This is a genomic window from Microbacterium sp. MMO-10 (genome assembly GCF_037148715.1).
Lineage (GTDB): Bacteria > Actinomycetota > Actinomycetes > Actinomycetales > Microbacteriaceae > Microbacterium.
Map to the genome: position 1 here is coordinate 745880 of NZ_JBBCSV010000001.1, position 13419 is coordinate 759298.

The 13419-nt window shown below is 70.9% G+C and carries 11 protein-coding genes and 1 pseudogene; 3 read left to right on the forward strand and 9 right to left on the reverse strand.

Annotated elements, in window-relative coordinates; translation table 11 throughout:
- Positions 1-15 precede the first annotated feature (15 nt).
- The 4 genes from WFJ17_RS03545 to WFJ17_RS03560 form a co-directional block, all read right to left on the reverse strand.
- Entirely contained in the window at positions 16-396 is a 381-nt protein-coding gene (locus WFJ17_RS03545; RefSeq protein ID WP_336647679.1) for a DUF779 domain-containing protein, read from the reverse strand.
- Positions 397-464: 68 nt separating this feature from the next.
- Positions 465-2015, reverse strand: coding sequence for an acetaldehyde dehydrogenase ExaC (exaC, locus tag WFJ17_RS03550; RefSeq protein WP_251443774.1), 1551 nt, complete (start codon positions 2013-2015; stop codon positions 465-467).
- Positions 2016-2187: 172 nt separating this feature from the next.
- A complete protein-coding gene (locus tag WFJ17_RS03555; RefSeq protein ID WP_251443777.1) occupies positions 2188-3513 on the reverse strand; it encodes a GAF domain-containing protein in 1326 nt (441 codons plus the stop codon).
- Between the two features lie 74 nt (positions 3514-3587).
- The gene (locus WFJ17_RS03560; protein WP_336647680.1) at positions 3588-5051 is read right to left on the reverse strand and encodes an MFS transporter; all 1464 of its coding nucleotides are present in this window, start codon (positions 5049-5051) and stop codon (positions 3588-3590) included.
- Between the two features lie 130 nt (positions 5052-5181).
- Here WFJ17_RS03560 and WFJ17_RS03565 point away from each other — a divergent pair, with 130 nt between their 5' ends.
- The 3 genes and pseudogenes from WFJ17_RS03565 to WFJ17_RS03575 all read left to right on the forward strand — a co-directional run bounded on the left by WFJ17_RS03565 (position 5182) and on the right by WFJ17_RS03575 (position 7603).
- Positions 5182-5904, forward strand: coding sequence for a TetR/AcrR family transcriptional regulator (locus WFJ17_RS03565; protein ID WP_295033544.1), 723 nt, complete (start codon positions 5182-5184; stop codon positions 5902-5904).
- A 188-nt stretch (positions 5905-6092) separates the two neighbouring features.
- Positions 6093-6401 (forward strand): annotated as a pseudogene (locus WFJ17_RS03570) (PadR family transcriptional regulator); the annotation flags it as partial.
- Positions 6402-6511: 110 nt separating this feature from the next.
- Positions 6512-7603 (forward strand): hypothetical protein, encoded by a 1092-nt coding sequence (locus WFJ17_RS03575; RefSeq protein ID WP_336647681.1) that lies wholly within the window; start codon positions 6512-6514, stop codon positions 7601-7603.
- Positions 7604-7805: 202 nt separating this feature from the next.
- Here the strand turns inward: WFJ17_RS03575 and WFJ17_RS03580 are convergent, their stop codons facing one another.
- The 5 genes from WFJ17_RS03580 to WFJ17_RS03600 form a co-directional block, all read right to left on the reverse strand.
- Complete coding sequence (locus WFJ17_RS03580; protein ID WP_336647682.1) at positions 7806-9233, reverse strand: CCA tRNA nucleotidyltransferase; 1428 nt, start codon at positions 9231-9233, stop codon at positions 7806-7808.
- 109 nt (positions 9234-9342) lie between these two features.
- The gene (locus WFJ17_RS03585) at positions 9343-9654 is read right to left on the reverse strand and encodes a hypothetical protein (protein ID WP_336647683.1); all 312 of its coding nucleotides are present in this window, start codon (positions 9652-9654) and stop codon (positions 9343-9345) included.
- Positions 9655-9746: 92 nt separating this feature from the next.
- Positions 9747-10664, reverse strand: a complete 918-nt coding sequence (locus WFJ17_RS03590; RefSeq protein WP_336647684.1) for an alpha/beta hydrolase — start codon at positions 10662-10664, stop codon at positions 9747-9749.
- A gap of 43 nt (positions 10665-10707) precedes the next feature.
- Positions 10708-11763, reverse strand: a complete 1056-nt coding sequence (locus WFJ17_RS03595) for an LLM class flavin-dependent oxidoreductase (protein WP_251443791.1) — start codon at positions 11761-11763, stop codon at positions 10708-10710.
- Between the two features lie 28 nt (positions 11764-11791).
- On the reverse strand, positions 11792-13384 hold the full coding sequence (locus WFJ17_RS03600) for a DUF7059 domain-containing protein (protein ID WP_336647685.1): 1593 nt from the start codon (positions 13382-13384) through the stop codon (positions 11792-11794).
- Positions 13385-13419 lie beyond the last annotated feature (35 nt).

Below are 13419 nucleotides of genomic sequence, written 5' to 3' on the forward strand. Positions count from 1 at the left end.
CCGGCCCCTGCCGGTTCAGGCCAGCGAGAAGTGCTCGAGCTCGGCCTGATCGAGCATTCGCGATCGGGTCAGGAACCTCCTGCCGGTCGGCGCCTCGACGCTGAACCCGGATCCGCGTCCGTCGACGACGTCGATCGTGAGGTGCGTGTACTTCCAGTACTCGAACTGCGACTCGGACATGTAGACCGGCACCGCGTCGTGCAGGCCGACGTCGAGGGCGCCGAGGAGCACGTCGCCGGGCCCCGTGAGGAACATCCCCACCGGATAGCACATGGGTGCGGAGCCGTCGCAGCAGCCGCCGGACTGGTGGAACATCAGCGGGCCATGCTGCGCGGTCAGCTGCCGCAGCAGCGCCGCCGCCTCGGCCGTGACGTCGACGCGACCGAACTCGGGCATCGTCCCCTCCTCTCGTGATGCGGGGCGGGCACCCTCGAGAGGTGCCCGCCCGCTCCTGGGGATCCGGATCAGAAGAAGCCCATCGGCCCCTCTGCGTACGAGACGAGGAGATTCTTCGTCTGCTGGTAGTGGTCGAGCATCATCTTGTGGTTCTCCCGGCCGACGCCGGACTGCTTGTAGCCGCCGAACGCCGCGTGCGCGGGGTACTGGTGGTAGGTGTTCGTCCAGACGCGGCCCGCCTCGATCGCCCGGCCGGCGCGGTAGGCCGTGTCGCCGCTGCGGCTCCACACGCCGGCGCCGAGGCCGTAGAGCGTGTCGTTCGCGATCGAGATCGCGTCGTCGAAGTCGGAGAAGCTCGTCACCGACAGCACCGGCCCGAAGATCTCCTCCTGGAAGATCCGCATGTCGTTCGTGCCCTCGAACACGGTCGGCGCGACGTAGTAGCCCTCGCTGAGGTCGCCGCCGAGGTCGACCCGCTCCCCTCCGGTGAGGAGCCGCGCGCCGCCCTGCGTGCCGATGTCGATGTAGCTGAGGATCTTCTCCAGCTGGTCGTTGGACGCCTGCGCACCGATCATCGTGGTGAGATCCAGGGGGTTGCCCTGCACGACCTTCTTCACGCGCTCCAGGCCGTCGGCGAGGAAGCCGTCGTAGATCGAGCGCTGGATGAGGGCGCGGGACGGGCAGGTGCAGACCTCGCCCTGGTTGAGCGCGAACATCGTGAAGCCCTCGAGCGCCTTCTCGTAGTACGGGTCGGATGTGGAGCTCGCCACGTCCTCGAAGAAGACGTTCGGGCTCTTACCGCCGAGCTCGAGCGTCACCGGGATGAGGTTCTGCGACGCGTACTGCATGATCAGGCGGCCCGTGGTGGTCTCACCGGTGAAGGCGACCTTGCGGATCCGCTTGTGCTGCGCGAGCGGGGCGCCGGCCTCGATGCCGAAGCCGTTGACGATGTTCACGACGCCGGCCGGCAGCAGATCACCGATGATGTCGAAGAGGAAGAGGATCGACGCCGGGGTCTGCTCCGCCGGCTTGATCACGACGCAGTTGCCCGCGGCGAGCGCCGGGGCGAGCTTCCAGGTGGCCATGAGCAGCGGGAAGTTCCACGGGATGATCTGCCCGACCACGCCGAGCGGCTCGTGGAAGTGGTACGCCACGGTGTTCTCGTCAAGCTGGCTGATGCCGCCCTCCTGGGCCCGCAGCACGCCGGCGAAGTAGCGGAAGTGGTCGACGGCGAGCGGGATGTCGGCGGCGAGGGTCTCCCGGATCGGCTTGCCGTTCTCCCAGGTCTCGGCGATCGCGATGATCTCGAGGTTCTGCTCGATGCGGTCCGCGATCCGGTTCAGGACGTTGGCGCGCTCGGCGGGGCTGGTCTTGCCCCAGCTCGCGAACGCCTTCCATGCGACGTCGACGGCGCGGTCGATGTCCTCGCTGGTGCCGCGGCCGACCTCCGTGAACGGCTTGCCGTTGACGGGGCTGACGTTCTCGAAGTACTGGCCCTTGACGGGCTCGACGAACTCGCCGCCGATGTAGTGCCCGTAGCGCGGGCGGAAGTTCGCGAGCGCGCCCGGCTGCCCCGGGGCCGCGTAGGCGGTCGACACGCTCTCCTCGATGATGGTCATCGCGTCTCCTTCGACGTACCGCGGCTCCGATGCCGCGCGGGTGGATGTGCCTCGAAGCTAGGCGCGGGGACGTTGCGACCCCGTGCGTCACGTTGCATCCGGTTGCGCCCCCGGGTCGTGGAGCGAGCACGCGGAGGGACAGGAGACAACGCAGCGCCGCCGGGGGCGCGCCTCAGGCCTGTTCGAGCCGTTCGATGCGGCTGACGAGGCCCGCCCGCTTCGGCGAGCGCGCGGGGAGCAGCTCCAGGCACAGCCGCAGGATCTCGGCGTCGTCGGCGCCCTCGGGGATCTCGGCGTAGCTCAGCAGCACGTCGACGCTCGCCTCGGTCCGCATCGTCTCGCGCAGGGTGGAGCGCACCGACTCGCGGTACTCCTCCACGCCGGGCGACGTCGAGTCCGGCAGCACCGGTCCGCGGTAGGCGCTCAGGGCCACGCGGTGCGCGCCGCGGTCGAGCAGCGACAGCACGACCTGTGCATCCGTCTCGAGAGGCACCGTCAGCCGGTAGGGCCGCGACTCGGGCACGAGGGCCGGCCAGATCCGCTCCAGCGCCTTGCGCAGGCGCACCATCTCGGGGCGCAGGGTGTCGGCCGAGGATCCCTCGCCGTACACCAGTTCGGCGAGCCGCTCGGCGCTGAGTCCCTGCCGGTGCACGGCGAGCAGCAGCAGGATCTCGGCGTGCCGGGCGCTGAGCTCGACCGATCGCTCGCCGTCGTCCCCCGCCACCTCCAGGCGGGCCCGGTCCCGGCCGAGGACCCGCAACGTGGCGCGGTCGGGGGTCTGCCTCCGCAGCGGTGCTGCGGCGGGGACCGCGGGCTCGGCGCGGGCACGGAGCCGCGCCACGAGCAGCTCGGCCTCGACGGCCCGCGCGGTGGCGTCGACGAGCATGCGGGCCTGCGGGCTCGCCGCCTCGCGCCCTCCGGTGACGTCGATCACCCCGAGGATGCGCCGGTCCTCCGGGTCGAACACGGGCGCGGCCGTGCACGACCACGGCTGCACGAGCCGGTTGTAGTGCTCCGCGCCGTGGATCTGCACCGAGGCGCCGAGTTCGAGCGCCGTGCCGGGAGCCGAGGTCCCGACCGCCCGCTCCGACCAGTTCGCCCCTTCGACGAAGCCCATCTCGCCGGACAGGATCCGCTGGTTCAGGTCGCCCTCGACCCACAGCAGGCGCCCGGCGTGGTCGCCGACGGCGACGATGACGCCGGAATCGTCCGCCGAGCCCGGCAGCAGCAGAGCCCGGATGGTGTCCATCGCCCCGGCGAGGGGATGCGCGAGCCGGTACGCGTCGAGGGCATCCGGGGTGAAGTCGAGCGGCGGCAGTCCTTCGGCGCCGACGCGCTGCCGCCACGACCGCTCCCACGACTCGCGCACGAGCGACCGGACGCTCTGCAGGCGCTCGTCATCGACGTTGCCGGCCACGAGCTCCTCATGCGCGCGCTCGATGAGCAGACGCGATGCGGCGGGTGCAGGATCGCGGGAGGGCTGCCAGGGCGAGGACACGGAGTCTCCGATCGTCGGCGACGGAGTGGATCCAGTGTACGGCGGCGCGGCCCGGCCGCGGCGGTCCCGTCGTGTCAGGCCGGAGCCTCGTGCTCGTCGACGGTGCGCGCATCGGTGAGGGTGAGGGCGCCGATGCCGGCGATGAGGCCCACCGCCACGGCGAGCACCGCGAACACCACCTGCTCGCCGTGGAAGAAGGACGCAACGAGCGCCGGCTCCCACGCCCCGGCGGGGAGCGTCACCGTGACGAGCGCGGCGATGAGCGTGCCCACGACTGCCGTGCCGACGCTGGTGCCCAGTTCCTGGGCGGTGTCGTTCAGGGCGGCGCCCATCGAGGTGCGGTTCTCGGGCATCGCGCCGACCAGCGCCACGGCGCAGATCGTCATGACCGTGCGCAGTCCCACCGTCATGACGATCATCGCGAGCGCGATCGCGAAGTAGTTCTGCTGGACGGCCCAGGCCATGAGGCCGAGACCCGCCGCGAGCAGTCCTGCGCCGATGAGGCACGCGACCCGGTGTCCGAACCTGCGGACGAGCCACTCGGTCACGGGGGTGGCGAGGATCATCGTGGCGATGAGCGGCAGGTTCGCCAGTCCCGCCTGCAGCGGCGACCAGCCCCACGCGTACTGGAAGTGCAGGATCAGGGCGAACATCACGCCCGCCATCGCGACGGAGGTGCCGATCTGGGCGATGGCCGCTCCGCGCACGGTGCCCTGCCGGAAGAGGGACAGGTCGAGCATCGGCGCGGCCGCCCGGCGTTCGCGGAGGATGAAGAGTGCGAGCGCCACCACGGCGCCGATCCCGACCGCGAGGGTGATCGGCGAGATCCAGCCGTTCTCGATGCCGCTCGTGAGCAGATAGCAGGCGAGGCCGATGGTGAGGATGCTCAGGGCCGCTCCCGGCAGGTCGAGGCGGTCCCTGGTGAGCCCGTCCGCGGTGTCGGCCGGTACGCCGAAATGGACACCGGCGGCGGCGATCAGCGCGATGGGCGCATTCACGAGCAGCAGCCACTGCCAGGGAAGGTGCGCGAGCATCGTGCCGCCGAGGAGCGGGCCCAGCACGAAGCCGGACATGCCGACGACCATCATGAGCGTGATGGCGCGCATCCGCAGCTTCTCGTCGTCGAACAGCCGGAAGACGAGGGAGTTGGTGATCGGCGCCATCGCGGCGGCGGCGATGCCGAGCAGGGCGCGCAGCGCGATGAGCTCGCCGGTCGTGGCGACCAGCAGCACGGCGAGACTGATCAGCCCGAAAAGGGCGAGACCGATCTGCAGCACGCGGCGGCGTCCGAAGCGGTCCGCGATCGAGCCGGCCGTCAGCAGCAGACCGCCGAAGGTGAGCGAGTAGGCGCCGGTGATCCACTGCAGCGCTGTCGTGTCCCCGCCGAGCTCGCGTCCGATCGTCGGCAGCGCGATCGAGAGGAGGGTGTTGTCGACCATCTCCACGAAGAAGGCGAGGCAGAGGGCGGCGAGCGGGATCCACGCCGCCCGCAGAGACGGGTAGGTGCGAGTGGGGGTGAGAACGGGTGCGTCGGTCATGGCATTCCTCCGATCGGACGATGACTCGAACAATGTTCGATGCTCGAACACTGTTCGATACAATAGAACGATGTTCGATGATGTGCAAGCGCCTCCCGCGTCGAGGCGATCCGCATGGTGGGATGGACCCATGGCAACCACACCGCAGCAAAGCGGCGGCCCCTCCCGGCAACGCGGCCCCCGCACGCGCTCCCGCGCCTCCCACTCGCTCGAGTCGGTCCTGGCGGGTGCGGTGGAGATCCTCGATGAGTCCGGGGCGCAGGGCCTGACCATCCGCGCTTTGGCCGCACGGCTGGGCGGCGGCGTGGCGAGCGTGTACTGGTACGTGTCGGGACGCGACGAGCTGCTCGACCTCGCGGCCGACTCGGTCATCGGCGGCGTGCTGGACGCGACCGCCGACGTCGGCGGGGAGGATCCCATCGAGGATCTGCGGACGATCGCCGTCACGATGTTCGACGCGATCGTCGACCGCCCGTGGCTGGGCGCGTACGTGCTGCGCAACACCGCGGTGCAGATCCACTCCCTGCGGCTCTACGAGCGGATCGGGGAGCAGGTCCTGCGCCTCGACCTGACCGCGCGGCAGTCGTTCCACGCGACCTCGGCCGTGGTCGGCTACGTGATCGGCAGCGCGGCCGACCTCGGACAGGAACCGCCCGAGGCCGTCATCTCCGGCGAGATGAGCAAAGAGGAGTACATGGCGGGCGCCACTGCGCAGTGGCGTGCACTGGATGCGCGGGAGTTCCCCTACATCCACCACATCATCGACGAGTTCGACGGTCACGACGATCGCGACCAGTTCCTCGGCGGCCTGCACCTGCTCCTGGCCGGACTCCGCCTGCAGGCGAACGGCTAAGTCCGCACCGATCCGCCGGCCGCGGCGCACCCCGGGACCGTTGCGCCCCGCGAGACCGCCGCGCCCGCAGAACCCCGCGCGCGGCCGGACCCTGTGCGCGCGACCCTTGTGCGCCGCACTCGGTACTACTGTGCGTTGCGTGGTAGTGTGCGGAGCAACGCAGTGGCCGACTCTGCAGAGGAGGGTGAATGGACACCACGCAGCTGCTCAAGGGAGTGCTGGATCTGGCGGTGCTCGCGGTCGTTCGCGACGAGGACGGATACGGGTACGACATCGTGCGCCGCCTGCGCGAGGCCGGGATCGGCGACGTCGGCGACGCCTCGGTGTACGGCACGCTGCGCCGGCTCTACTCCGCAGGCGCGCTCTCGAGCTACGTCGTCCCCTCCGACGGCGGACCGCACCGCAAGTACTACGCGATCACGACGCAGGGCAAGCACATGCTCGACGAGCAGATCGGGACCTGGTCGCAGTTCGCCGTGGCGATGTCAGGTCTGCTCGCCCCCCATGTCCCGACCTCGGCTAAGGGTGCCCCCGGCGCGCCGACGCCGCATCCTCTGTTCCATCCCCCCGTCAACCCCACCGGCATCCTCACAGAAGGAGCTCAGCGATGAACGACACGACCCTCACCGCCGCCGAGCGGATCCACGGCTTCGCCGAGGCCGTGCGCGCACAGCTCGCCGACCTTCCCGCGGACGAGGTCGACGACCTGGTCGAGGGGCTCGTGGGCGACCTGTCAGATCAGGCCGCGGACCACGGCGGCCAGATCGACCTGGGGGATCCCGCCGCCTATGCGCAGGAGCTGCGCGACGCCGCAGGTCTCCCCGAGCGCGGCCCGATCACGACGACGAGGACGCCGTGGCGCGAGCGGCTCGCCGCGGCTGCAGGGCGGATCGTCGGACGGATCCGCTCATCGGCCTTCGGAAGCTGGCTGCTGGATCTGCTGATCGCGCTGCGCCCGGTGTGGTGGGTGCTGCGCGGGCTTGTGCTCGCAGCTCTCGTCGTGATCCCCGCGGGTCTGGGGCCGAGGACGATGGCGGGATACGGGGGTCTGCCTGCGCAGGTGTTCACCTGGGCCCTGATCATCGCGGTCATCCTCGTGAGCGTGCAGTGGGGCCGAGGCCGTTGGCTGCCTCGGAATCCGCTGCGTCACATCCGCACGGTTGCGAGCATCATCGCTGTGCTCGCGTTCCCGATGGTCTTCTCCCCCGTGCTCTTCGGATTCGCAAGCGCGACGATGTATCCGCAGGCGAGCTACGTCCCCCCGCCGCCTGGTCTTCGGCTCGACGGCGAGCAGATCGACAACCTCTTCGTCTACGACAAGGACGGGAATCTCATCAACGGCGCCCAGATCTACACGAACCGGGGCACCCCTGTCGACCTTTTCGGGACTGCGAGCGAGGACCTCGACAGCGGGTCCGGATACGTCGATTCCAGCGGTGAGAGCACCGTAGTTCCGTTCCGGGATGCGCAGGCGCGTCCGGTATGGAACGTGTACCCCCTGCAACTCGGGCGCTACACCGATCTCAATGCCGGAACGCTCACTTCCACGACCGATCCGGTTCCGCCCTTCCTGCGCGCACCTGATCGGGCGCTCACGCCTGCAGCCGCTCCGACTCCGGGATCGTCGACGCCGCCCTCTCCGACGGCCTCGCCGACTCCGACGCCCGTCCCGTCGCCGACGAGCACCCCGGCGGGCTGAACCGTGCCCGAACCCCGTATCGTCTCGATCGATCTCACGCACCTCGTCGAGGCGGCGCTACGCGGCGATCATCACCGGCAGTCCGCCGACCGCCCGGTTCCGAACTCCGTCGCTACCGCGCTTCGACCGGCCGATCGGCTCCGGGGAGACCGAATCGACTGAGTTCCGCACCACCCGGGCGGGCGACGCAGATCGGTGAGCCTCAGCCCCGCGCGGCCCACCAGTCGCGCAGGCGCTGCTCGGCGGCCTCGGGGCCGATGAGGCCTTCGTCGAGACGGAGCTCGAGCAGGAAGCGGTACGCCTCGCCGACCTCGCGTCCCGGCGCGATGCCGAGGATCCGCTGCACGTCGTTGCCGTCGAGCTCGGGGCGGATCGCGTCGATCTCCTCCTGCTCGCGGAGGTCGGCGATGCGCTGCTCGATGTCGTCGTACGCCGAGGCGAGACGTGCCGCCTTGCGCCGGTTGCGGGTCGTGACGTCCGCACGGGTGAGGATGTGCAGCCGCTCGAGCTGGTCGCCCGCGTCGCGCACATAGCGGCGCACCGCCGAGTCGGTCCACGCCCCCTCCGCGTAGCCGAAGAAGCGCAGGTGCAGCTCGATGAGCTTCGCGACCGCATCGGTCGACTCCTTGTCGAACCGCAGCGCCTGCAGACGCTTGCGGGCGAGGCGGGATCCGACGACGTCGTGGTGGTGGAAGCTCACCGCGCCGCCCGGCTCGAGCCGGCGGGTGCGCGGCTTGCCGATGTCGTGCAGCAGCACGGCCAGACGCAGGATCGCGTCGGCGGGCTCGTCGGGGTGGCGTTCCCGCTCGAGCGCGATGGCCTGCTCCAGGGCGGTCAGCGAGTGCTCGTATACGTCCTTGTGGTGATGGTGCTCGTCGATCTCGAGGCGCAGCGCGCTCACCTCGGGCAGGAACTCGTCGATGAGGCCGGTGTCGACGAGCACGCGGATCCCCCGCACGGGGTCCGACGACTGCAGCAGCCGTACGAGTTCCGCCTGGATGCGCTCCGGACTCACGATCGTTAGCGTCTGCCGCAGCTCGGCGATCGCCGCGAGCGTCCCCTCCTCGATCCCGAAGCCGAGCTGGGCGCTGAACCGGGCGGCACGGAGCATGCGCAGCGGGTCGTCGCCGAAGCTCACCTCGGGTGCCGTCGGGGTGCGCAGGAGACCGGCGATGAGGTCCTCCACTCCCCCGGTCGGATCCACGAGGCGCTGCTGGGGAACCAGGAACGCCATCGCGTTCACCGTGAAGTCGCGACGCACGAGGTCGCCGTCGATGTCGCCGCCGAACTGCACGACGGGCTTGCGGGTGACGCCGTCGTAGGCATCCGCGCGGTAGGTCGTGATCTCGACCTGCTCGCCGTGCACACGCGCGCCGATCGTGCCGAACTCGCGCCCGATGTCCCAGTGCGCCGTCGCGAGGGGCTTGACGAGGCGGAGGATGTCGTCGGGACGCGCGTTCGTGGTGAAGTCGAGATCGTGGGTGACCCTGCCGAGCAGGGCGTCACGCACCGGGCCGCCCACCACCGCGAGGTCGAACCCGGCGTCGGCGAACGCATCGGCCAGGATCCGCACGACCGGATTCTCGGCGAGGGCGCCCAGGCGCGCGAGGGATTCGGCCATGTTGAGCATGGTTTCCAGGGTACCGGGGCGCACGTGGGAGGTGCGGTGCCGGCGTCTCGCCGACCGCGTCCGAGGCGGCGCGACGACCGCCGCTCAGACGTCGTGGATCAGCAGGGGATCAGAACGTCGGGCCGCTGGACGACGGAAACGGCGTACCGCCAACCTCGCGGATGGCCCGCTGCTCAGCCCTGATCTGACCGAGGATCAGAGCGCTCAGCGCCATCCCGCTGATCACCGCCACACCCACGACGAGCCACATGCCGAACTGCGGATCCACGAGCTTGAGCACGTAGACGACCACGATCGCGCCCACCAGCACCGGAGCCTCGACGCACGCGAAGGCGACGAGCATGCGGGTACGACGGCGCCGGAAGTCCTCGGCGATGCGATGCACCTGCGCGGGGGTCGAGTAGTCCGTCGCGTCCGTCATTCCTCCGACCCTATCCGGGTGCCGCCGCCGGCGCCCCGGGGCGGACTGCACCGGGGGGATCCGCGGCCGCCCGGACGCGAGCGGTTGAGGACTCAGTCCGCTGACGCCGCGGCGCGCTCCGCCAGGCGGTCGGCGAGGAAGACGGCCGCGCGGTCGAGCGCGCGATCGGCCGCGGCGAGCGCACCCACGGCCGTCTGATAGTTGTGCGGCGCCCGTGCCGCGGACTCCAGTGTCACGTCGACGTCGGCGTGGGCCGCGTTCACCGCGAGACGGAGCGCGTCGTCGTGCAGCAGCTCTCTGCTGCCCACCTGGATCAGCAACGGAGGAAGGCCGCTCAGATCCGCGAAGACGGGGCTCGCCAGCGGCGAGCGCGCCGCCTGTTCTGCGTCGTGCTCGGGAAGGTAGCGGCGTGCGTATGCGGCGATGTCGTCCGGGCGGAACAGCGGATCGTCTCCGTCGCGTCCGGTGAAGGAGGCGCCGCTCAGGGTGAGGTCGGTCTGCGGGGAGAACACGGCGGCGGCGGCCGGCATGCCGAGCCCGGCTTCCCGTGCCGCGAGGAGCGTGGCCACCGCGAGTCCGCCTCCCGCCGAGTCGCCGGCGATGACGAGCCGGCCGGCTCCGTGCCGATCGGCGAGTTCGGCGTACGCGGCGAGGGCGTCGTCCACGGCCGCGGGGAACCGGTGCTCCGGCGCCAGCCGGTAGTCGAGCGAGTACGCCGTCGCGCCCGTCCGCACGGCGAGGCCCGCGGCCACGCCGACGCCGGTCTCCGCGGATCCGAGCACGAAGCCTCCGCCGTGCAGGTAGAGGAGGATCCCCTCTCCGGCGCCGTCGGGGCGCAGCTCGATCGCGGGCCGGCCTCCCGGCCGCCGGAGTGCCGAGGCGACCCCGGCCGGCGGTGGCACGGCGCCGCCCGAGAACGCGCGCCTCATGTCCTCGACGGTCGCGTCCGCAGGGAAGCGGTTCTTCGCGTAGTTCCCGGACAGCTGGTCGAACTCGGCTCGCGTCTGCATGGCTCCCGAATGTAGAGGAGGCCTCAGACCTTTCCGCGGGGGTTCAGACGGCGACGCCCTGCACGGGTCCCTCGGTGTTCGGCTTCCAGCCCAGAGCCGGGGCGACGTGTTCGGCGAACGCCTGCAGCACGTGCAGGTTGTACTCCGGCCCCAGCTGGTTCGGGATCGTCAGCATGAGGGTGTCGGCCGCCATGACGGCCTCGTCCTGCTTCAGCTGGGAGATCAGCACGTCGGGCTCGGCCGCGTACGTCTTGCCGAAGGTGGAGCGGAAGCCGTCGATCACGCCGATCTGGTCGTGGTTCTCCTCCGAGCGCAGCCCGAAATAGGCGCGGTCCTGGTCGGACACCAGCGGGAACACGCTCCGGCTCACCGAGACCCGAGGGGCGCCGGTGTGGCCGGCGTCCTTGTACGCGGTACGGAACAGCTCGATCTGCTCCCGCTGCAGCTCGTGGAACGGCTGTCCCGTGGCCTCGGTGACGAGCGTCGAGCTCATCATGTTGAGGCCCATCCGCCCGGTGCTCTCGGCCGTCGCGCGGGACCCGGATCCCCACCAGATGTGATCGCGCAGGGTAGGCGACTGCGGCTCGATCGCGAGGTAGTGCCCGGCGCCGACCATGCGCGGGTCGCCGGGGGCGATGCGCTCGCCCTCGATCGCGCGCAGGAACAGCTCGAACTTCTCGCGCGCCATCACGCTGCCGCGCTCGGAGTCCTCGCCGTCCTCGTAGCCGAACGTGCGGTAGCCCTGCAGGGCCGTCTCGGGTGAGCCGCGGCTCACACCGAGCGCGATCCGGCCGTCGGCGATGAGGTCGAGCGCCGCCGCCTCCTCGGCGAACTGGAAGGGGTTCTCGTAGCGCATGTCGATGACGCCGGTTCCCACCTCGATGCGGCGGGTGCGGGCAGCCATCGCCGTCAGCAGCGGCATCGGCGACGCGGCCTGCCGCGCCCAGTGGTGCACGCGCACGTAGGCGCCGTTCACGCCGATCTCGTCGGCGCCCTCGGCCAGTTCGATCGTCTGACGCAGCATGTCGCCGGCGGTGCGCGTGACCGATCCGGGCACGTCGCCGTAGTGCCCGAAGGAGAGGAATCCGAAAGCCTTCATGATCTATTCGAACGCATGGATCCGGGATCTATTCCGCGATGTCCGGATCCACTGGGACGAGGAAGCCGTCGGTCACGAGCGTGCGCAGCCTCGGTTCCAGATCGGCCCAGAGCGCGGCCGGCGGCACCTCGAACAGCTCGGCGAGCGCGCTCGTGATCTGTCCGACCGTCAGTTCGCCGTCGCAGACCCCGACGAAGCCGGCGAGAGCCGGATCCACCGACACGGTGCGGCCGAACCCGCCGCCCTGGCGCAGCTCGATCACGGAGGGCGCGTCCTGACCCGGGATGTGGTGGCGCGCCTCGGTGACATCGGGAGCGACGAGCAGCCGGTCGGGCACTCCGTCGGCGAGCGCGTCATGCCCGGCGAGGCCGTCCCGGAAGGCCCGCCCCGCGCTCGTGACCGCCTGGGCGATGGTCTCGAAGCGGCGCAGCGGCGGCACCGGAGTGCCGGATTCCCGCACTGCAGGGCGGCGGATCAGCACATACCCGAAGCCGATCTCGGTCACGCCTCGGGCATCGAAGTCGTCCAGCCACGCATCGAGCAGCGAATCGAACGCCGGGTCCCGCGGCGTCGTGCCGCCGTCGCGGATCCACAGCTCCGCATAGCCGAGCGGCGACAGCGTCTCGCGCTGCACGACCCAGGCATCCAGCGCCGGATCGATCCACGACTCCAGCCGGCGCACGCCCAGCGCCCCGGTCTCCGAGCCCGTCGCCCCCGCCCCGGGACCCGTCGAAGGGTCGATGGACTCCCAGTTGCCGAGCAATTGCGCCGACCCTCCTGGGACGAGGTGCTGCGGCGCGGTGCGCACGAACGCCTCGACCAGCGCGTCGCCGACGAGCCCCCCGTCGCGGTACTCGTACTCGGGCACGTCGGCGCCGCGCGGGGTGATGACGAACGGCGGGTTGGAGACGATCAGACCGAAGCTCTCCCCGGCCACCGGTTCGAAGAGACTCCCGAGCCGGAACTCGATGTTGTGCACGCCGGCGAGCATGGCGTTCAGCTCCGCATAGGCGAGCGCGCGTTCGGAGATGTCCGTCGCGACCACGGATCCGGCGTGCCGCGAGACCAGCAGCGCCTGGATTCCGCATCCGGTGCCGAGATCCAGGGCTCGTTCGACCTCGATCGGCATCACCAAGGACGCCAGAGTCCGGGAGGCGCCGCCGACGCCCAGCACGTGATCGGGAGGCAGCACGCCGTCCTCGTCGAGGTGCTGCAGGGCCAGCTCGTCGAGGTCGCTCGCGATCCACCACTCCCCCACGCCGTCCGCGTCGACGAAGGACTGCGGGCGGATGAGCGCCGCGGGCACGACCAGATCGTCGGAACGGTACGCCAGCCCCAGTCGTTCGACGCCGTCCACGCCGGTGCGGGGCAGGGCCGCCGCGACGTCGGAGAGCGGCTGCGGCATGCCGAGCACGAAGAGGCGTCCGAGCGTCGCGAGCGGATCGGTGCGTGCGGCGAGCGCCCGCAGGAGCGGCGAACGGATCCCTCGGGCGAGCGCGTCGTCGGCCTCGGCGCCCCAGGCGTCGCGCAACGGCTCGGAGCGCAGATCGGCCGCGTCAAGGTCGGCGGCGAGCGCCGCGCAGAGCAGCGAATCAGGGCGGGGCGTCAGGTGTCGGACCACGGCGTCAGCCTACGCGGCGCAGCGAGACCGGCATC